Raw genomic sequence first — 20,958 nt, forward strand, 5'->3', positions numbered from 1 at the left:
GGTCAGCCGCGGGCGGGCGCAGGAGCGGGCGTCGACGCGGCCGGCGCGGTGCCGGCCGCGCGCAGCGGCGGCACGTCGCTGGCAATGGCCGCCGCCCCTGTTTGCGCGGCCTGCGCGGCCTGCGCGGCCTGCGCGGACGAAGCGGCCACCGGAGCCGCGGCGCGCACGGTCGACACGATCTTCACGGCTTCGCCGGCCGTGATCGCATCGCCCGGGTTGTCGATCACGCGATCGGTCGCCGCGAGCCCCGCGACGATCTCCACGCGCGTGCCGAAATCGCGCCCGATCTGCACGGTCTTCAGCGCGGTTCGCCCGTTCGTACCGACGGTGGCGACCGTCACGCCGTTCGGGCGGAACAACAGCGCACTGACCGGCAGGTCGAGCGCCGGCGCCGCGCTCGCCACGACGAGATGCGCCTGCGCGTACGCACCGGGCATCAGCGCGCCGTCGCGGTTGTCGACGTCGATCTCGACGCGCAGCGTGCGCGTGACGGGATCGATCGCGCCCGCGCTGCGCGCGACACGCGCGGCAAAGCGCCGCCCCGGATACTGCGGTGTCGTCAGGTAGACCGGCGTGCCGGTCGATACGCCGGTCGCGCTGTCCTGCGGCACGTCGACGAACACGCGCAGCGTGTCCGTCTGTTCGAGATGGAACAGTTCCCCGGACAGGCCCGGGCTGCCCGGCGTGCCGCCCGCGGTGACCAGCGTGCCGACGTCGACGCTGCGCGCGGTGATCACGCCGTCGAACGGCGCGGTGACGGACTCGTACGACACGAGTTCGGCAAGGTGCGCGACGTTCGCCTGCGCGGACGCGAGCATCGCGCGTTTCGCGTTCATGTCGGCGACCTTCGTGTCGGTGTCCTGCTGCGACACCGATTGCGTTTTCAGCATGTCCTGCCAGCGCTGCGCGGTCGATTTCGCATAGTCGTAGTTCGCCTGCGCGCTCGCTTCGTCGGCGCGCGCCTGGCGCAACTGCGCGTCGAGATCGGGCGCCGAGATCTGCGCGAGCGTCTGGCCGGCCTTCACGTGCGTGCCGAGATCGACGCTCCAGTGCGCGATGTAGCCGCTCGTGCGCGCGTAGATCGACGCGTCTGCATAGGGCGCCACCGAACCGGGCAACGTCAGCGTCTGGTCGGCCGGCGCCGCGCCGGGCACGATGACCGACACCGGTAGCGCCTGTTGCTCGGCCACCTGTGCACGCTGTGCGGCGCGTGCGTCGATACGCGGCACGATGCCGAGCGCGAGCAGGGCGGCGGCGAGCGCGACGGCCGCGAGCGGCACGGCCAGCTTGCGGCCGTGACGGGCCGGCGGGGTGTCGGGCGCGGCGCCGCGCGCGGCGGACGGCACGGCGGTGGCCGCGGTGGCCGCTTCGGCGGCGGGCGGCGGGGCGACGGGTTCGATCGAGTCGTTCATGATGGGTCCGGGGTCGGGCGAATCGAAGGATGATGAGAAGGGGCGGCCGTCCGAGCTCAGCGCAGCGCCGGCGTGTCGGGCGCGTGCTGCGTGCGCCGCGCGGCCGAGGCGTCGCGGCGCCGCGCGAGCCATGCGTGGACGAAGCCGAACAGCACCGGGACGAACAGCAGCGTCGAGAACGTGCCGAACGCGAGGCCGCCGATCACCGCGCGGCCGAGCGGCGCGTTCTGCTCGCCGCCGTCGCCGAGGCCGAGCGCCATCGGCAACATGCCGATCAGCATCGCGAGCGCGGTCATCACGACGGGCCGGAAGCGGCTGAAGCCGGCGTCGAGCGCCGCCTGCCACGGCGACGCGCCGCCCGCGAGCAGCTCGCGCGCCGCGTTCACGACGAGAATGCTGTTCGCGGTCGCGATGCCGATGCACAGGATCGTGCCGGTCAGCGCGGGCACCGACAGCGTGGTGCGCGTGACGAACAGCATCCACGCGATCCCGGCGAGCGATGCCGGCAGGCCGCCTACGATCACGAGCGGATCGAGCCACGACTGGAAGTTCACGACCATCAGCAGGTAGACCAGCGAGATCGCGAGTGCGAGGCCGCCGAGCAGGCCCGCAAACGACTCGTGCATCGCCTGCACCTGGCCGCGCAGCACGATCGACGAGCCGGGCGGCAGCTGCGCGCGCGCGGCGTCGACGAGCTTCGTCACGTCGGCCGTGACGCCGCCGAGATCGCGCCCCTGCACCGACGCGAAGATATCGAGCACCGGCTGCACGTTGTAGTGCGACACCACGGCCTGCTGCGTCGAGCGCGAGAACGTGCCGAGCGCGCCGAGCAGGTTCTGCGCGGGCGCACCCGCGGCCGGGCCGCCAGCCGGCGTCTGCGGCGGGCGCGCGGTGCCGGCCGGCAGCGGCACGTTCGCGAGCGACTGCAGCGAATTCACCGTGTATTGCGGCGTCTGCACGAGCACCGGGTAGCTGACGCCGTTGCGCGGATCGAGCCAAAAGTTCGGCGTCGTCTGCGAACTGCCGGACAGCGCGATCAGCAGATTTTGCGCGACGTCGCGCTGTTCGAGGCCGGCCTGGATCGCCTTCGTGCGGTCGACGTTCACGTCGATTGCCGGTTCGTCGCCGGGTTGCTGGATGCGCGCGTCGACGAGCCCGCGCACGCCGCGCAGCTTCGCGAGCAGCGTATTCGCGACTGCGCGGTTCTGGTCGAGCTTGTTGCCGACGATCTGGATGTCGATCGGCGCGGGCAGCCCGAAATTGAGGATCTGGCTGACGATGTCGGCCGGCAGGAACGCGAACGTCACGCCGGGGAACGACTGCGCGAGCACGTTGCGCAGCCTGGCGACGTATGCGGCGGTCGACGCGTGGTTCGGCTTCAGCGTCACCAGCACGTCGGCGTCCTCGGTGCCGATCGGATCCGATGAATCGTACGTGAGGTTGATCCCGCTCACCGGCACGCCGATGTTGTCGAGCACGCCAGCGAGTTCGCCCGCCGGAATCACGCTGCGGATCTTCGCTTCGACCTCGTCGGTCAGCTGCGCGGTTTCCTCGATCCGCGTGCCGGTCGGTGCGCGCAGATGCAGGCGGATCTCGCCGGTGTCGACCGACGGGAAGAAGTCCTGCCCGGCGAACGCGTAGAGGCCCGTCGACGCGACGCATGCGAGCAGGAACGCGGCCGCGAAGCGGCGACGCCGCGCGATCGCCGCCGAGAGCAGCGCGCGATAGCGCAGCCGCACGGCCTCGAAGCGATGCTCGAACGCAGCCTGGAAACGCGCCAAATGCACGAGCGGCGCGAATACGCCGCGCGGCGGCCGGCCGTTTCCTTTTGCGCGCATCAGCGCCATCGCGAGAGTCGGCACCAGCGTGCGCGAGAAGAAGTACGACGCGATCATCGCGAAGATCACGGCCTCGGCCAGCGGCACGAACAGATAGCGCGCGACGCCCGTGAGCAGGAACATCGGCACGAACACGATGCAGATCGACAGCGTCGACACGAAGGTCGGCACCGCGATTTCTCCCGAGCCGGTCAGGATCGCGTCCTCGAGCGGCGCGCCGAGCTCGAGATGATGCGTGATGTTCTCGATCGCGACGGTCGCGTCGTCGACGAGGATCCCGACCGCGAGCGCGAGTCCGCCGAGCGTCATGATGTTGATGGTCTGGCCGAGCGCGGACAACGCGAGCAGCGACGTGAGCACCGCGAGCGGGATCGTGATCGCGATGATCAGCGTCGCGCGCCAGCTGCCGAGGAACAGCAGGATCATCAGCGCGGTCAGGCACGCGGCGATCAGCGCCTCGCGCACGACGCCCTGGACCGCCGCCTTCACGAACACCGACTGATCGTCGAGCGGCGAAATGTGCAGCGCCTTCGGCAGCCCGGCCGCGATCTTCGGCAGCATCGCCTTCACCTGATCGATGATCGTCAGCGTCGACGCGCTGCCGGTCTTCTCGACCGTCAGCAGCGCCGCGCGCTTGCCGTCCACCCGCACGATGTTGGTCTGCGGTGCGTAGCCGTCGCGAACGTGCGCGACGTCGCGCACGTACACGACATTGCCGCCGATCGTCTTCACCGGCAGATCGTTCAGCGCGGCGACCGTCTGCGTGCTGCCGTTCATCTGCACGTTGTATTCGTGCGTGCCGATCTTCGCGGTGCCGCCGGGCAGGATCAGGTTCTGTGCGTTGATCGCGTTCACGACGTCGATCGGCGCGAGCCCCTTCGCCTGCAGCGCGCGCGTATCGAGGTCGACGACGATCTGGCGGATCTTGCCGCCGAACGGCAGCGGCACCGCCGCGCCCTGGACGGTCGCGAGCTGCGTGCGGATGAAACTGTTGCCGAGGTCGTACAGCTGCTGCTCGGCGAGCGTGTCGCTCGACAGCCCGAGCTGCAGGATCGGCACCGTCGACGCGTTGTACGTGATGATGTTCGGCGGCAACGTGCCGGGCGGCAGGATGCGCAGGATCGACGCGGCATTGCTCGCGGCTTCCGCGATCGCGCGATTGATGTCGGCGCCCGGGTGGAAGAAGATCTTCACGACCGACACGCCGTTCAGCGACTGCGACTCGATGTGCTCGATGTCGTCGACGTCGGACGTGAGCGCGCGCTCGTAGTTCGACGTGATCCGCTTGGCCATGTCCTCCGCGGAGAAGCCGTTGTATGACCAGACGATGCTGACGACCGGAATGTCGATGCTCGGGAAGATGTCGGTCGGCGTGCGCAGCAGCGCAAGCGGTCCCGCGATGAAGATCAGCAGTGCGAGTACGACGAACGTGTAGGGCCTGCGTAACGCCAGCCGGACGATCCACATGATGGTGCTCCTCGAAGCAGGGCATGGATGCCGCGTGCGATGCGGCGAGCGTGCAGTCTGCCGGCGCGGCGTTGACCCGACCCTGACCCGAGGATTACGAAACCGTTATCTGTGCTGGCGCGCAGGTGCGCAGTGTCCGACCGGACGGGCCGGCCCGTGACCGACATGCGGCCGCGATCAGATGACAAGACCGTAATCGAAGCCTCACCTTCCGGAAAGCGCGCGAATCGCAGAATGGACACAACTCTTCATCACATCGATGCGGAGCGGATGTCCGGCCTGATCTGCGGACGCGAACATGCCATCTTGAGAGGTGAACATCATGAACAACCCGATTCGTGCGGTCCTGCTGTCCTGTGCGCTGAGCGCACCGATCTTCGCATTTGCGCAAACCACCGACCATGCGGTCACGCGGGCCGACGTGCGCGCCGATCTCGTGCGGGTCGAGAAGGCCGGCTATAAGCCGGTCGGTAGCGATCCTTACTATCCCGCCGACATCCAGGCCGCGGAAGCGAAGATCGCCGCGCAGCCATCGCAATCGGTGGCTGCACGGCCGAGCGGCGCCGCAGAGACGACCGCGCAATCGCTCGCGTCGCTCGATACGGAGCAGCCGTACGAGCATCACTGAGCCCGATTTTCAACTGCCATCCGCGGCCCGAAGGAAGCGGCCGCGGATTTCGAATGCGTCGTCTACCGGTCAGCGCCGTGCGCGCCGCAATCGTGAGAATGAACGTGTCGGGCAGCACGTCGCACGCCCGGTCGTGCCGGCGGCGCATCTTCGGTGCGCCCTCATCGAGTCTTTCCCGGGAGTTTCATCATGCATCCGACGCGCGCAAGGAAGAGCGACGGCAGCCGGTGGGGTGAATCAGCTTCCGGTTTACCGGTGTGTCATCCAGCAAGTAAAGCACTCGCTCGTGGAGCACTGCCGGCGATTTCGATACCCGACGTGTTTCACGCCAGGTCAACACTGTGTCCAGATGCTGGTCATCCCGCAGCGGCCGATGCGCATTGAAATCGCTTTTCGGTGGCTTCGCGAAGCCTGTGTGGTAAGCAGCGGTGAAGGAGGGCGCTTCCGGTCGCACCACCGTTTACGCGTCGTTCAACCAGGGCATTTCCACGGGCGACACGACCAGTTGCCGGAATTCTCGCTTCAGATCGAAGATGAACCCGACCAGGATCATGGAGTCGGCGTAGGGAATCGGAAAGACCTGCGGATTCTCCGGCGTCCGCAGGGGCCGCTCTGGCGTGTCCGCTGTCGCTGCGGCGTTCTCGCGAACGCTTTCCAGGTCGTCAGCCATGGCCGGGCCACCGGCTTTCAGCACACGGCTACGCAGCTCGCTGAAGGGTTCGATGCGCGCAGCGTCTTCGTGGTATTCGGGCACTTCATAAACGAACCAGGACATTGTCGTCTCCCATGAGAAGGGGCGCTATTCTAACGCTGCGCAAGGATCCACCAAAATCGGCCACGTTGTGCGACAGTCGGCTTGCGAGGCGTCTCCGCGTCTCAACTTTCAAGAACGCCTTGCGGGCGGTATCATTTGCGCTAAAATGAGGTATCAAATGATACTGAACGGGAGTCGCCATGTCACTCGTTACCCCTGAAGCCGTGGCTGCGGTCATGGGGCTGCGGCCGCTCCCGCATACGCTGGCGGAGCTGGAAGCGCTTGTGCGCGGCGGTCTGCCGAAGTCCGCGCTGCGCGCGGGCGTCGAACACGCGACGCAAGGCGCCGATGCTCGGCGCGCGCTCCTCGCCCGCATCATCCCCGAAGCGACCTACAAGCGCCGCCGCGATCGACTAACGCAAGACGAATCGGAGAAGACGGAGCGTCTGGCCCGGATCGTTGCAACGACCACCTACGTCTGGAACGACGAAGAGGACGCGCGGGAATTTTTGTCGACGCCACATCCTGAACTTGAGGGACGGGCGCCGCTCGACGTCGCGCTGACCGAGCTCGGTGCGCGCAGGGTTGAAGAGTTGCTCTGGAAACTGTTCTACGGGCTACCGGCATGAAGTTGTTTCGCATCGGTGACACGCGACACACGATCTGGAGCGGCACCGGCGCGATGCTGGTCGGTGGCCGCTTTAATAGTCCGGGCCGGCCTGTCATCTACGCGGCGTCGACCTTCGCGGGTGCGATGCTCGAGGTGCTCGTGCATGCACGCATCGGCAAGGTGCCGAAAACCCACGGATGGGTCGAAGCAACCGTTCCCGACGACGTCAGCGTCGAACGCCATACGGCAGAAACGTTGCCGAGAGGATGGGGTGCGGCGGCACTGCAGGCAGCACGGCAGTTCGGCGACGAATGGATGGCAGAATCGCGTACAGCACTCCTGATCGTCCCTTCCGTCGTCGTCCGTGCAGAGTTCAACGTGCTCGTGAATCTGGCGCATCCTGACACCGCGCGGATCATCGTGACGGATCCACAACCGGTCGTGTGGGACGAGCGACTTTTTGCCATACCGCCAGTTGGCCGATCATAAATGCTTGATGGTGGTCTGCTAACCAACCTTCGAAGCGTCGGTTGCTCGCTCGTACCGCGACGCACGGTTGGAAGCCGATGTGGGAACCCATTCCGAAGCTTAAGCGAGTCGACATCGAAGCGTATGGCTTCGGGCTCACGATTGACGGTGTCGGCGTACCGCTTATTGCACGAATGCGTAGAGCCGCGAAAGATGTGCTGTCGGTCAAGATGCCGGAGCGGGATCCTCGGCAGATGAGTTTTCTCTAAACGTCAATTTCAACCTCGCCGTCGACGTATGGCCGCTTATCCTTGCAGGGGCAAGGTGGCCGAACTCGTTCCTGTGCAGGGGCGGTTGGGGGGCGACTGCTACCCCCTTAATCGCAGCTAGAGCGGGCTACACCGGTAAAGTGCATGGAAATCCAAGGGCCCCGTGTTGTGCCGCACAATACTTTCCGGTATCATTCACGCCCCCCACAAGCTGCGCATACGGATTTCGAGCGAGGCGTCCCGGCCTCGACCATCTTTGCGTATCACGATTCCGTTCGCATCCCGGCAGGCAACCCGTTCTGGCGTCATGCTCGCGACGATCGTCGGCTCATCTGTCGAGGAGCATGTATTGGCAATTTCTGATCGGAACGATTCCACATCCCCTGAAATCACAGCCACGGCAAAAGCCGGCCGCCGTGTGTCAAAGGGAAAGCCCCAGGCCCTGACGCCGACGGACATCGCGTCACTGGCACGCCAGAATGAGGAGCGCCAGCACCAGATGCGCGCGTTGATCGCGCTCGGTCGCGAGCGCGGCTATCTCACCCACGCGGACATCAACGATCACCTGCCCGACAACTTTGCTCAAACGGCGGCGATGGACACCATCGTCAGCACGTTCAGCGACATGGGCGTGGCCGTGTACGAACAAGCGCCGGACGCCGAAGCGCTCCTGCTCAACGACGCTGCGCCGGCCGTGGCATCCGACGATCAGGCGGACGAGGAGGCGGAAGCTGCGCTATCGACCGTCGATTCCGAATTCGGCCGCACCACGGATCCGGTTCGGATGTACATGCGTGAGATGGGGGCCAGCGAACTGCTGACCCGCGCCGGTGAAATCGAGGTCGCGAAACGGATCGAAGATGGTCTACAGGACATGATTCAAGCGATTGCCGCGTGTCCGTCGATCGTGTCCACGATTCTTGCCGATGTCGACCGCATCGTGGCAGGCGAACTCCGCATCGACGAACTGGTCGATGGCATCAGTGTCGACGCCGATGAAAGCGAAATGACGCCGGAGTCCCAAGAAGAGGATGCGGAAGCACTCGCCGCCGACGATGATTCGGACGAAGACGACGTCGAAACGGATGCCGGGGATTCGGAGAAGGCGAACGCGGCGCGCCTCGAAGAACTCACGAACGACAGTCTTGCGATTTTCGCACGCGTGCGTGCACTGTTCGAGCAGTTGCCGGATGTGCCTGTCACTGGCGGTGCCCGTTCCGCAGCCGCTGCGCAAGTGCGCACGGCGATCCAGTGTGAGCTCGCGCCGATCCGCTTTACCGCCAAGACCATCGACCGCCTGTGCGCAATTGTCCATGGGCAAGTGACTGAGGTTCGCGCGATCGAGCGCAGTATCCTGGCGATTGCGGTCGCCCGTTGCGGCATGCCGCGCGACGCGTTTGTCGACTCGTTCCCGGGCCACGAGACCGATCTTGAATGGACGACCCGAGCGGCGGCGACCTCGCAGCAGTTTGGTGCGGCGCTCGAGCGGCATCAGCCGGCGATTCAGGCGGCGCAGCAGAAACTCGTCGACATCGAGTCCCGGGTCTCGTTGCCGCTCCAGCAGCTCAAGCAGATCAACCGCCAGATGAGTGCCGCGGAACTGAAAATGCGGCAGGCCAAGCGCGAGATGATCGAAGCGAACCTTCGTCTTGTCATTTCAATCGCCAAGAAATACGTGAACCGCGGCATGCAGTTCCTGGATTTGATCCAGGAGGGCAATATCGGCCTGATGAAGGCCGTGGACAAGTTCGAATACCGGCGCGGCTGGAAGTTCTCGACCTACGCGACTTGGTGGGTCCGGCAGGCTGTCACGCGTGCGCTCGCCGATCAGGCGCGGACCATTCGCGTGCCGGTCCACATGATCGAGACGATCAACAAGCTGAATCGGATATCGCGCGAAATCTTGCAACAGACAGGGCAGGAAGCGCATCCCGCAGTGCTGGCAAAGCGCATGGAGATGTCCGAGGAGAAAGTGCTCGGTATCCTCAAGATCGCCAAGCAACCTGTCTCGCTCGAAACCCCGGTGGGTGACGACGCCGATGCAACACTCGGCGACATGATCGAGGATGTCTCGGCGAGTTCACCGGCTGAGGCGGCGATTCACGCGAACATGCGCGCGGCGATCGACGAGGCACTCGCCGGGTTGTCGCCGCGCGAAGCCAAGGTTCTGCGGATGCGATTCGGGCTCGACACAAACTCCGATCACACGCTTGAAGAGGTCGGCAAGCAGTTCGACGTGACCCGCGAGCGGATCCGTCAGATCGAGAGCAAGGCGATGCGCAAGCTGATGCATCCCAGCCGTGCAGACAAGCTCAGGCCCTTTCTTGAGCGCTGAGGCCATTTCGTCTTTCACCCTCGAACTCACTTCGCTGGCCGGAACAAGTCGGCAGGTGGCATGCCCGGCGAGATTTGCTGCTACGTCGCCCTCGGGAAATTCAGGCAACGTGCCTCCGAAAACTGAAAAAACGAACCCGATTGACACGGGGCGTCATATCAGCCGCCAAGGCACGGTTGCCCGGGCGCGCGCGTTCGACATCGAACCGCGTGGCGGGCAACGCGCCGGGTGTGAATCCGCGCGCACGGCGCCGCACGCGGCTTCGCTCGCCGTTACGCCGGGTTGCCGCTGCCGCCGGTGCCGCCGGTGGGCTTGCCAGCTGCCTTGCCGGCGTCACCCACCTTGCCGAGCAACGTCGCAGACGGCTGGCCGTTTCCTCCCAGCGCACCCTTCGATTTCAGCGCTTCGAGGTCCGAATCCTGGCCGGTCTGGCCTGGCTTGAACGGCGTCGTCAGGAACGCGGACGTCGACAGCGTGACGCCGGTTTCGTTCTTGATGGTCTGGGCAACCCCATTCGCCGCAGCCGCAACGACAGCGGGGTTCGTCAACGCGCTTTGATACGTCGGATTGGACGCGAGGCCCGACAGCAGCCCGTTCAGGTCCGTGCCCAGTTGCCCCGCCAGATAGGTCAGCAGCAGTTCGGTCAACGGCGTCACGTTGAACGTGCCGCCGCCGCTCGCGAACGAGTGCAGCGTGGTCGTCCCGTTCGTGCCGGTGATCGCGCACGGCCCCGCGAGCACAAACGTGACCGAGAAAGCGCCGTTCGCGTCGGCCGTGCCCGAACCGTTGCCGGTCGCGCACACGATCGTGATCGCCGCGTTCGCCATCGCTGCGCCGGTCGCGGCCGTGCCGTTGATCGTGGCCGACGACGCATTCGAAGGCGTCGTGCTCGGACTGTCGTCACCTCCGCCACAGGCCGCGAGCGTACCCGCGAGCGCAAACGTGCCGACTTGCAATGCCCTCAGTGCCGCTTTCTTCATGGTCTTCATTGATTTTCTCCGTTAGATCAACCCGATTTTCCCGAGGACTCTCCGGTCCCTCGATCATTGAATGCTTGCCTCGCGCGCGGCCGACGGCTGCACGCCGTCAGCCGGCAGCGCCGCCTCCGTCGCGGGCGGCGCCACGCCGGCGGAATGCGCGTAGCGCTTGTAGGCATCGCGCATCCGGTAAAGCTGCGTCGCGAAGTACTCGGCGCTGAAGCGCCCCTGGTTGAGCAGGAACTGTTGCGCGTTGTAGGCAAAGTCGAGATTCTCGGCGCCGTCTTGCGCGAGATAGTTCGACGATCCGACACGCGTGCGGAAATTGAGCGAGAACTGCTCGGGCCCGTTGATCTGCACGATCCCCGGCTTCATGCCCTGGCGCGGCGTCAACGGGAAACTGACCGACGCGCCGACGAACGAGCCGTGGCCGCTATGCCATCCCTGCACGCTGAACGACACGTCGTCGAACCAGCGCGTCAACGTGATCAGCGGGCCCTTGTCGCCACCGACATAGCGCGCGACGCCCGCCTCGATCCACATCTTCCATGCGGGCTCGACCCACCGGTACGTGAGCAGCGCGTTCTTCTCCGCCGGCAGCGCATCCTTGCCCGGCTCGTGATGCAGATAGGCGAGCTTCAGCCGCACCACGTCGGGACGGCCCGGTACGAACGCGGTCGTCTCGTTCTCGACGCCCAGGTACTGGAGGTCGAACTTGCCGAGCGCGGTCACGTTGAAAACGCGCGGCGCAATCCAGAAGCTCTGCACGAGCGCAACGGTCGACAGCCCGCCGCGCAAGCGGTATTGGTCGTAGACGCGGCCGTTGTCCATGTTCTTGCTGTTCGCAATCGGCACGATCACGCTCGAATACAGTTCCGCGCCGCGCCACAGCGGCACGAAGCCCTGGATTTTCGCGCCCACGGAGTAGTCGAAGTTGCCGTACTCAGTGCCGTAGAGGTAGTGCGTGACCGGCGCGACCTGGATCCGTACGAGCCCGTGCGCGCGGGCGTTGCCTACCCACGCAATCGAATCGGCATCGTGCGTCGGCCGCGTGCGCATCGACAGCGACGCGCCGGCGGCGGTCGACGCGCCACCCGCGACGAAGCGCGCGTAGTCCGCCCGATCGACGCTCAACTCGCCCACCGGCTCGTTCGCCTTCTTGATTACGATGCGCACGGTCTCGACGCCTTTCGGCGCGTACTCCGCCGCCGCGCCGAGCGCGATGCCCAGCGCGTCCGCCTCGTTCTGGTTGTAGCGGTGGTTTTCATATTCGACGACGAGATCCGCGCCCGCCATGCCGGCGCGCACGCGCTCGAGTCCGGCGTCCGTCAGCGCGCGCACGATCCTGTCGAGCGCCGCCGGGTCCGGCGCCGCGTCGACTGCCGGCGCGGCGGTCCGAACGAGATCCGGCGGCGTGTGAAGCGACGGCATGACTCGATCGTCGCGTGACGCATCCGCCGCCGCAGGCGTGGCAGGCTCGATCCGCGTGAATGCGCTGAGCGGCGCGAGCGCGGCCGCAGGTCGCAGCGTGTCGTCGTCCGCTGCGCGCACGTCGTCCGGCGCCGATGTGCCTGCCGCGACAACCGGCGCGTCGCTACACAAGCCGTCGCCGCAGCGCGCGGCATCGAACCGCCGGCCGAGCGGAATCTGCACGCCGATCGAGAACGACGTGCGCGGCGCGATCCCGTCCGTATGCCTGAGCGAGCGCATCACGGTGCCCACGAGGCTCGCGTCGGCCAGCCACTTGATCGGCGGCGATTGGAAGCGGATGCCCGCATAGGGCGTTTTCGAATCGTGCTCCGCCAGCAGCGACAGGCCCGTGTGCCACAGCCGAAGCTCGGCGCCGCCGAACACCCCGTCGAGCCGGTCGCCGTGCCCGTAGCCGACCGTCAGCGTCGCGGGCCCGAGCACTTGCGATACGACACCGTAGGTGGACCGGAAGTAATGCGTTTGCCCGCCAACGTCATTGATGCCGATCGCGATGTCCGGCTGGTATGTGAAGAACTTCGGAATCGAGACCTTTGCGTTCGCCATCAGATGTCGAAGCACGATGTGGTCGTAGCCCGGCACCGTCGTGCGTACGTCGCCTGGATAGTTCGCCAGACCGCCGGATATCTCCACGTGCGGAAACAGGCCGATCGCGCCCCAGACGATGTCCGAACTCGTCGTCTGCTTCCCGAACCGTGGATCGATGTAGTTGTTGTATTGCCCCTCGAATGTTCCTTCAGGCAGCGTGAATCCGTATGGAATCAATAGCCCGCCGGACTGCCCGAGCGATGTCAGCACGGGCGTGCCCGCCGCACCAGCCGGCAGGGAAAATGCCACCGCTGCCCCCAGGGCAATGGCCGCCGGCTTGTTCGTGGTCGCGTTCGCACGTAGCTTGATCGTCATCGGTCGTGTACTTGGTTGTTCGTATCGTGTGTGGCATCCGACATCGCCGAACGTCGACATGCACCGCCGCGGCACTGGCATCGCTCGTGGCCGTGAACGCTCATGCGGCGACGATGCGATCGAAGATCCCTCTCGATCCTCTACCCAACCCAGTCCCGCGGAACGGCGAAGTGCCCGCATCACCCGCGACGCACCGGTATGCATAACTCCGATCGCTGTCGCGCGCCGATCACATGGGACCGTGATCGACACATGGCACCGTGATCGACACATGGCAACGCCCCCCCAACATCGCGCGCCCGTTAGCGATTTGGCGCGCCCACCGCGTCCTGCCGCGTGGACCGTTCCCCGAAGCGACTCGCTCGCGCAATCGAGCCCGGCGACCGCAATCGGCACCGGGTGTCGTCAATATCATTTCATTCGCATAACTTATAATTAGACCGACTTTCACCCCATGCTCATGCGTCCGGCGATCGGGCCGACGCCGTGCGGTACACGTCCGCGGGCAATCGTTTCATTCAGACGTGCGCTTACGATGGGTTCGCATGTCTCGCTGCTGTATTACCGATCGTTACCTATATGCGAGTAAGTCTAGTGGAAACCGGAAGCGCAATCTGCGCCGGATTCTTGATCAAATCCGACAACTTGAGTCGACGGAAATACGCATGCCCGGCCGCGCGAACGGGATCGCCTTTCGCTTGAACACCGGATAAACCAGTATTGAATCAATCGCTTGATGCGTGCGTGCGCACCTTGGAGCGGCTCGAACAGTACCTCGACGTGCTCGCGCGATTTGGCTATGGCGATCGCGCTTCAATCGTGGCTTTTCATCCGGGTTATGCCGCCGTGACGACCTGGTCACTGGACAAACTGTTGACCGTGGCAGGACCGTTAAATGACCGGGCCGCGGCACCGGACGTGGCGAGCCGGGCGGTGCGCGTCCACCGGCGCGCAAACGCGGAGTCGCTGGAGTACCTCGTCGACAGAATGCCGGTAAGGACCATGGACGCGTTGAATCAGAGGCTGTTCGTCATGGACATGTGTCCGACGCTCGTGCGCTATGTCGTCGAAGGGCAGAGACTGAACGATATCCGGTCACTGTATGACTGGGACTACGCTGAAGCCTGGGGCGATAAAGATTACGCGGGCTTCCGGACAATCGACGACGCCGAACGCGCGCTGATCGAAGATGCGTTTCGGCGTAAGAATCTCGCGGTGCTGGAGGGCAATCGGAAATGTCTCGATGACGTCGTCTCCGCGCACGTCCGCGCGGCCGTCCCAGCACCGATCGACCGCACCGACGAAGGCTGGGAGGCGCATTGCGAAGCATGTCGCCAAACCGAGTGCCGTGAGCGTGACGCACTCTATCCGATTCTTCACGTCGTGCTCAATGAGACCGCGGGCATGCCGCTACGCAGCGTGCTGGAGGCGGCGACACAGGCGGGGCCGACTTTTCTGCGGCAATGTGATCGACAGGGCTTACGCTATGGGCTGACTCCGTTCTTCGTCTATTCGGAGATGCCGGCATATCTGGCGCAGTCACGCTTTTCTCGCTTATGGAGTCAATTATATTCGGAGGTGCAATTGCATTAATTTGAATGAAAATTTCAAACAGTCTATGGCGATGGGATACATCCTGAATGACCTTGAATCGGTCCAGCTCGCGCATCGTCATCGTGGTCACGGGGATTCTCCGAGGGCGAGTGGTTGTTGATCCGCGCACTTGCCGAGGGCCTCGAATGGTCGTACGGCTGGAGCCTGCCGGCCGCGCAGCGCCTCCGCTTCCTGCTGGACTTCGGCTATGCGACCGGCCTGCGCGCGAGCGAGCTGGTCGGCGCGACGCTCGGCGACATCCGCCGGGACGAGCACGGCGATCACTGGCTGCACGTGCTTGGCAAGGATGGCAAGCTCGGCAAGATGGCGCTACCGTCACTCGCTCGAACCGCGCTGGATCAATATCTCGTGCAGCGCGGGCTGCCGATCACGCTCGCACGCTGGGACCCGGCGACGCCGCTCGTTGCGAGCCTTGACGAGGATGGCGCGGGCATCGAACCCAGACGGCTCTGGCGCGTGCTGCGACGGTTCTTCATGCTGGTGGCCGATGCAATCCAGGACGATCGGCCGGCGACCGCCGAAAAGCTGCGCCGCGCGAGCCCGCACTGGATGCGGCACACCCACGCGTCGCACGCGCTGGCGCGTGGTGCTGAGCTGATCATGGTGCGCGACAACCTGCGGCACGCCTCGATCTCGACGACGTCCACCTACCTGCACAGCGACGAGGTGCAGCGAGCCTGGCAATTCGATCAGGCGTTTCGTTCTCGGGATTTCAAGCAGTAGGTCTGCTTATGGCACCTTAAGCATAAGCACAATAGATTTCATAACTTCAAGGCTTATGGTAGAAAATTGCGCTTCCCGTGTTCATCCCCCATGAGCGCGCCGGGTCCAGTCAGCCGCGCCGCCCGGGCGAGTGTCATTTCTCGGTGTCCTGGGCGCCGCGATTGAAGGCGACCGCCGGCCGCGCGCTGCCGGCTCCCCACGCCTCGGCCGGCCGCCCGACGTGCAGCGTATCGAGCAACTGTCCCATGCCGGCGAACACCCGGTAGGCGCTCGCGGCTTCCGCATACTGGCCGCCGATGTAATCGATGCGCGCGCTGTAATACTCGTTCTCGGCATTGAGCAGATCGAGCAGCGAGCGCTGTCCGATGCCGAACTGCAGCATGTACGCTTCGCGCGTCGCCGCACTGGAATCGACGTACTGCTTGAGCACGACCATCCGGTCGCGCGCGGTGAGGTACGCGTTGTACGCATGCGAAACGCTTTCCTGGATCTCGAGGCGCGTGCGATTGCGTTCCTCTTCCGCTTCGCGGATCTGCGCGTGCGCTTCGCCGATGCGCGCCTTGTCGGCGCCCCCTTGGAACAGGTTGTAGCGAAGACGCAGCATCACGCGGCGGTCGTTGGTCGGGCCGAGCACGCCGTCGCGGTCGTGGCTCGCGCTGAGCTCCAGGTCGAGGCGCGGCCACAGCGCGGCCTTGGCGCCGTCGTACCGGGCGCGTGCCTGGGCCACGTCCGCCTCGGCGCCGGCGAGCGACGGGTGGTTCGCCAGCGCCGCGTCCAGCGCGAGGCGTTCGGTCGGCGGCAGCGCGCCTTCCGGCGCCACCGGCTTGACGAGCGCATCCGGGGCCGAGCCTACGAGACGGGCGTAAGCCACTTCGGCATCCTTCAGGCTGCTTTGCTCGGTGCGCAAGTTGTCCTGGGCCAGCGCCAGCCGGCTTTCCGCCTGGTAAAGGTCGGCGCGGCGCCCGACGCCGCGGTCGCTGCGCAGCTTGATCTGGTCGTGGATCCGGCGATGGGATTCGAGGTTGTCCTCGGCGGCGGCCGTCGTCTCCCGGCGGCGCAGCACCTCGAGATAGGCGCCCACCACGCGCAGCGCCACGTCCTCGGACGTGGAGGCGACGCGATTGGCGGACGAGTCGATGCGCGCCTGCTGACGCGCCACTTCGCTCCTGACCGCGAAGCCGTCGAACAGCATCTGCGACAACGTCACGTTGGCATTGCGATGCGTGAACGTGGTCCGGTTCAGGCCGAGCAGGCGGGTCTCCACATCGTCGCGCTGCTCCTTGCCGATCGACGCGTCGACGTCCACGCGCGGCCAGTAGCCGGCCCGCGCCTGCTTCAGGCCCTGATCGGCCGCTTCGCGGTTATACGTGGTGGCGCGGACTTCGGGGTTGGTTCTGATCGCTTGCTCGACTGCTTCCTGGAGACTTTGCGCGGCGGCGAGCGACGAGGCGGCGGCAAGCGCCGACGCGAGTGCGAGCACGGCTAGCAGCGGGTAGTTTCGGTTCATCGACTCGGTTTCCTGTCGCCTGTCGCCTGACGGCTGCCAGCAAGCAGCACGGCTCAGGCACGATCGGATATTTCGCGATGCTCGGAATCATGCGGCCGGCGCAGCTCGCCGGAATCACGTTGCGCCTTCTGGCAGCTTAGTCCATTCGACGGATTTCCCGTGAAGATATTCGCGTCGGTGCGCTGCGCAGGATGCGTCGGACCTGCCGCCGCGAGCGACGGCGTGCTGCATTCGATCGCGCGTGCACGCGTCGCTCGCGGGGCGTTCCGGCCGGCTAGACCTCCTGGACGTGGGGCAGCGGCGGCGGGGTGTAAGTGACGACGGTGCCGCTGCCTTGATCGTGCGAAAGCTGGAAGCCGCCGGCCGACAGGTTGCCCTGCAGCGCAACCTGCGCCGTGTGGGCGCCGTCGCTGACGGTCAGCGTGCCGCCCGTTCCGGTGTCGTTGGCCGTGAAGCTGAGCGTCGTGTGGTCGTTGAACAGGACATCCGCGAGATCGAGCGTATCGGCCGCGCCGAAGCCGCTGACCGTGCCGGTGAAGCCGGCGGACTGGTCCAGCTTGAGCGTACCGGCGGCGCCGTCGGCGAACGTCGTGTTTTCCGCGGACGCGCCGCCGAACTCCAGGGTCGCGGTGCCGCTGATCGTCGCGCTGCCGGCGCCCGTCACGTCGCCGTGGATCGTCAGGTTGCCGTTGTTGGCCCACAGGTTGCCCGTGTTCGCTACGGCGCTGTCGAGCACGAGGCCGCCGCTGCCGGTTGCCTCGAGCGTGCCCGTATTGACGACGGCGTGGGCGCCCGTGTCGATCACGAGCGCGTTGGCGCCGCTGGCGACGATCGTCCCTTCGTTGACGAGCGTCAGCTGGCCGGCGCCGAGCTGGCCCGCCCCGGCGATCGTGTTGTCGACGTTGACGAGCGTCGCGTCCGGCGTGCTGCCGAAGATGACGTTGTGGCTGTCGTCAGACAGCGTCACGTGACCGCCGCCTTCCAGCGTCGCGCTCCTGACCAGCACCTCGAACCGGGTCAGGTCGCCCGTCGATCCGAGCGCGATCGTGCCCGTGTTGTCGATCGTGCCGCCGACGGGAAGCATCGCGCCGTCGTTGACCGTCATGACGCCGGCGTTGGTCGTGACCGCCTCTTGGTCGAACACGAAATTGTCGCTGGTGAGGTCGGTGGCGTGAACGCCCGCCACCGTGATGGTCGCGCCGTCGCCCAGTGCAATCACCGCGTTGCCGTTGGCGTCGTCCGTCATGTGGGCCTGGACGTCGCTGAAGCTCGTGATGCCGGTGAATCCGACGAGGTCGATCTTGTCGGCGGCGAGGTCGAGATTGTGCAGCGTGTCGTTGCCGATCGGCTGCGCGAACACGAACAAGTCGTGGCCGGCGGATCCCGTGAGCTGATCGTCGCCGGACCACGCGAAGATCGGCGCGTTGGCCGCGAACGCTTCGACGTTGTCGGCGACCGTGACGGCCTGGTGGCTGCCGTCCGCGGCGGTCCAGGTTTCGGTCACGGTGAGCACCGTGGCGCCCGTGAAGGACGCGGGCGGCGTGACGGTGAGTGCGCCGAGATCGTTCGTCGGGACGAGCCATGCGCCGTTGCCGAGGTTGGTGCCGGCGTTCAGCGTCCAGCCGGACGGGATGCCGGCGATCGTCACCGCGAGGTCGGACGCATGGCCGGACGGATCGGCCAGCGCCAGATTGATCTCGGATCCGGCGACGCCGGCGGGCGCCGTGTGCGTCGAGGATCGCGTGTTGCCTGCCGTGTCCCACTCGGTCACGGTGAGGGAGTCCTTGTTGAGGTTGAGGCTCTGTTGCGTGAAGGCCCAGGTACCGGCGCTTTGTTGCGTTGCGCTGTAGTCGGCGTTGGTGGTGTTGTCGTGGACCGTCACTTTCCAGACGTTCGACGTGTCGGTGTTGGCTGTGAGCGTGTTCCCGCTGTATTGCCACGACAGCGTGGACGGGGCGGTGGTGTCGAGCGTGAAATTGAAGCTGGTCGCGTTCGAGATGTTGCCTGCCACGTCGATCTGGCGGACCTGGACGTTGTTCGTGCCTTCGATGGCGTTGAAGGTGGTGTTCCAGTGCGCGCCGTTGTCGACGCTGTATTGCACTGTGGCGCCCGTTTCGATGCCGGTGAGGTTCAGCGTGCCGACGTTGGTGATGTGGTCGGATGGGCTGCTGCCGGAATCGGTGGTCAGGGCCACGCCGGGCGCCGCGGCCGATGTGTCGAGCGTGAAGCTGAAGGACGTCGCCGACGAGGTGTTGCCGGCGACGTCGATCTGGCGGACCTGCACGTTGTTCGTACCTTGCAGGGCGCCGAAGCTGGTGCTCCAGTGCGCACCGTTGTCGACGCTGTATTGCACGGTGGCGCCGGATTCGACACCGGACAGGTTCAACGTGCCGACGTTGGTGATGTGGTCGGAGGCGCTGCTGCCCGAGTCGGTGGTGAGGGCCACGCCCGGCGCGGCAGCCGACGTGTCGAGCGTGAAGCCGAACGACGTCGCCGACGAAGTATTGCCCGCGACGTCGACCTGCCGGACCTGCACGTTATTCGTGCCTTCGATGGCGTTGAAGCTGGTGTTCCAGTGCGCGCCGTTGTCGATGCTGTACTGCACGGTGGCGCCGGTTTCGATGCCGGTGAGGTTCAACGTGCCGACGTTGGTGATGTGGTCGGACGCGCTGCTGCCGGAATCGGTGGTGAGGGCCACGCCGGGGGCGGCGGCCGACGTGTCGAGCGTGAAATTGAAGCTGGTCGCGTTCGAGATGTTGCCTGCCACGTCGATCTGGCGGACCTGGACGTTGTTCGTGCCTTCGATGGCGTTGAAGGTGGTGCTCCAGTGCGCGCCGTTGTCGACGCTGTACTGCACGGTGGCGCCGGTTTCGATGCCGGTGAGGTTCAACGTGCCGACATTGGTGATGTGGTCGGAGGCGCTGCTGCCGGAGTCGGTGGTCAGGGCAACACCGGGTGCAGCCGCCGACGTGTCGAGCGTGAAGCTGATCGACGTCGCGGCCGACGTATTACCCGCGACGTCGATCTGCCGGACCTGCACGTTGTTCGCGCCTTCCAGGGCACCGAAGCTGGTGCTCCAGTGCGCACCGTTATCGACGCTGTACTGCACGGTGGCGCCGGTTTCGATGCCGGTGAGGTTCAACGTGCCGACATTGGTGATGTGGTCGGACGCGCTGCTGCCGGAATCGGTGGTCAGCGCGACGCCGGGGGCGGCAGCCGAGGTATCGAGCGTGAAGCTGAACGATGTCGCGGCCGACGTGTTGCCGGCGATGTCGGTTTGCCGGACCTGCACATCGTTCACGCCTTCGGTCGCGCTGAAACTCGTGTTCCACGTATGGCCGCCGTCGATCGAGTATTCGACGGTGGCGCCGGTTTCGACGCCAGTCAGGTTCAACGTACCGACATTGGTGATGTGATCAACAGCGCTGCTGCCGGAATCGGTGGTCAGGGCAACGCCCGGCGCGGCAGCCGACGTATCGAGCGTGAAGCTGAACGATGTCGCGGCCGACGTATTGCCGGCGACGTCAATCTGGCGAACCTGCACGTTGTTCGTGCCTTCGACGGCGCTGAAGCTGGTGTTCCAGTGCGCGCCGTTATCGACGCTGTACTGCACCGTGGCGCCGGTTTCGATGCCGGTGAGGTTCAACGTGCCGACATTGGTAATGTGGTCGGACGCGCTGCTGCCGGAATCGGTGGTGAGCGCAACGCTCGGCGCGGCAGCCGACGTATCGAGCGTAAAGCTGAACGAAGCCGCCGCCGACGTGTTGCCGGCGATGTCGGTTTGCCGGACCTGCACATCGTTCACGCCTTCGGTCGCGCTGAAACTCGTGTTCCACGTATGGCCGCCGTCGATCGAATATTCGACGGTGGCGCCGGTTTCGACACCGGTGAGGTTCAGCGTGCCGACGTTGGTGATGTGATCGGACGCGCTGCTGCCCGAATCGGTGGCGAGCGCAACGCCCGGC

12 protein-coding genes and 2 pseudogenes are annotated in these 20,958 nt (G+C 65.7%); 6 read left to right on the forward strand and 8 right to left on the reverse strand.

What is annotated here, in order from left to right; genetic code table 11:
* Positions 1-2: 2 nt before the first annotated feature.
* Together U4Z64_RS25245 and U4Z64_RS25250 are read right to left on the reverse strand one after the other, a co-directional pair.
* Positions 3-1,412, reverse strand: coding sequence for an efflux RND transporter periplasmic adaptor subunit (locus U4Z64_RS25245; RefSeq protein WP_321821412.1), 1,410 nt, complete (start codon positions 1,410-1,412; stop codon positions 3-5).
* Positions 1,413-1,468: 56 nt separating this feature from the next.
* On the reverse strand, positions 1,469-4,717 hold the full coding sequence (locus U4Z64_RS25250) for an efflux RND transporter permease subunit (protein WP_321821413.1): 3,249 nt from the start codon (positions 4,715-4,717) through the stop codon (positions 1,469-1,471).
* Between the two features lie 322 nt (positions 4,718-5,039).
* On the opposite strand from U4Z64_RS25250, the gene U4Z64_RS25255 reads away from it, so the two are divergent.
* Positions 5,040-5,345 carry a DUF4148 domain-containing protein gene (locus tag U4Z64_RS25255; RefSeq protein WP_321821414.1) on the forward strand — a complete coding sequence of 102 codons (306 nt, stop codon included), beginning with the start codon at positions 5,040-5,042 and terminating at the stop codon, positions 5,343-5,345.
* A 232-nt stretch (positions 5,346-5,577) separates the two neighbouring features.
* Here U4Z64_RS25255 and U4Z64_RS25260 read toward each other — a convergent pair.
* Positions 5,578-5,787 (reverse strand): annotated as a pseudogene (locus U4Z64_RS25260) (ISNCY family transposase); the annotation flags it as partial.
* A gap of 18 nt (positions 5,788-5,805) precedes the next feature.
* Positions 5,806-6,120: a helicase gene (locus tag U4Z64_RS25265; protein WP_124487255.1), complete on the reverse strand. Its 315-nt coding sequence runs from the start codon at positions 6,118-6,120 to the stop codon at positions 5,806-5,808.
* A gap of 179 nt (positions 6,121-6,299) precedes the next feature.
* Between U4Z64_RS25265 and U4Z64_RS25270 the strand changes: the two genes are divergently transcribed.
* From U4Z64_RS25270 to rpoD, 3 genes are all read left to right on the forward strand, one after another.
* Positions 6,300-6,728: an antitoxin Xre/MbcA/ParS toxin-binding domain-containing protein gene (locus U4Z64_RS25270; RefSeq protein WP_124487254.1), complete on the forward strand. Its 429-nt coding sequence runs from the start codon at positions 6,300-6,302 to the stop codon at positions 6,726-6,728.
* Positions 6,725-7,198, forward strand: coding sequence for an RES family NAD+ phosphorylase (locus tag U4Z64_RS25275; protein WP_124487253.1), 474 nt, complete (start codon positions 6,725-6,727; stop codon positions 7,196-7,198). The genes U4Z64_RS25270 and U4Z64_RS25275 overlap by 4 nt, the downstream gene beginning before the upstream one ends.
* A 555-nt stretch (positions 7,199-7,753) precedes the next feature.
* Positions 7,754-9,781, forward strand: a complete 2,028-nt coding sequence (rpoD, locus tag U4Z64_RS25280; RefSeq protein ID WP_321821415.1) for an RNA polymerase sigma factor RpoD — start codon at positions 7,754-7,756, stop codon at positions 9,779-9,781.
* Positions 9,782-10,053: 272 nt separating this feature from the next.
* On the opposite strand, the gene U4Z64_RS25285 is transcribed toward rpoD, so the two are convergent.
* Positions 10,054-10,770, reverse strand: a complete 717-nt coding sequence (locus U4Z64_RS25285) for a carboxypeptidase regulatory-like domain-containing protein (protein WP_321801986.1) — start codon at positions 10,768-10,770, stop codon at positions 10,054-10,056.
* A 54-nt stretch (positions 10,771-10,824) separates the two neighbouring features.
* A complete protein-coding gene (locus U4Z64_RS25290) occupies positions 10,825-13,149 on the reverse strand; it encodes a YjbH domain-containing protein (RefSeq protein WP_321821416.1) in 2,325 nt (774 codons plus the stop codon).
* Positions 13,150-13,869: 720 nt separating this feature from the next.
* Here U4Z64_RS25290 and U4Z64_RS25295 point away from each other — a divergent pair.
* Both U4Z64_RS25295 and U4Z64_RS25300 read left to right on the forward strand, forming a co-directional pair.
* Positions 13,870-14,742 carry a hypothetical protein gene (locus U4Z64_RS25295; RefSeq protein ID WP_321821417.1) on the forward strand — a complete coding sequence of 291 codons (873 nt, stop codon included), beginning with the start codon at positions 13,870-13,872 and terminating at the stop codon, positions 14,740-14,742.
* Between the two features lie 87 nt (positions 14,743-14,829).
* Positions 14,830-15,486, forward strand: a pseudogene (locus U4Z64_RS25300) (tyrosine-type recombinase/integrase); the annotation flags it as partial.
* 133 nt (positions 15,487-15,619) lie between these two features.
* On the opposite strand, the gene U4Z64_RS25305 reads toward U4Z64_RS25300, so the two are convergent.
* On the reverse strand, positions 15,620-16,993 hold the full coding sequence (locus U4Z64_RS25305) for a TolC family outer membrane protein (protein ID WP_321821418.1): 1,374 nt from the start codon (positions 16,991-16,993) through the stop codon (positions 15,620-15,622).
* A gap of 274 nt (positions 16,994-17,267) precedes the next feature.
* Positions 17,268-20,958 (reverse strand): beta strand repeat-containing protein (locus U4Z64_RS25310; protein WP_321821419.1); only part of this gene is annotated, 3,691 nt, incomplete at its 5' end.

This window comes from Burkholderia sp. BCC1996 (genome assembly GCF_905339955.1).
Classification (GTDB): domain Bacteria; phylum Pseudomonadota; class Gammaproteobacteria; order Burkholderiales; family Burkholderiaceae; genus Burkholderia.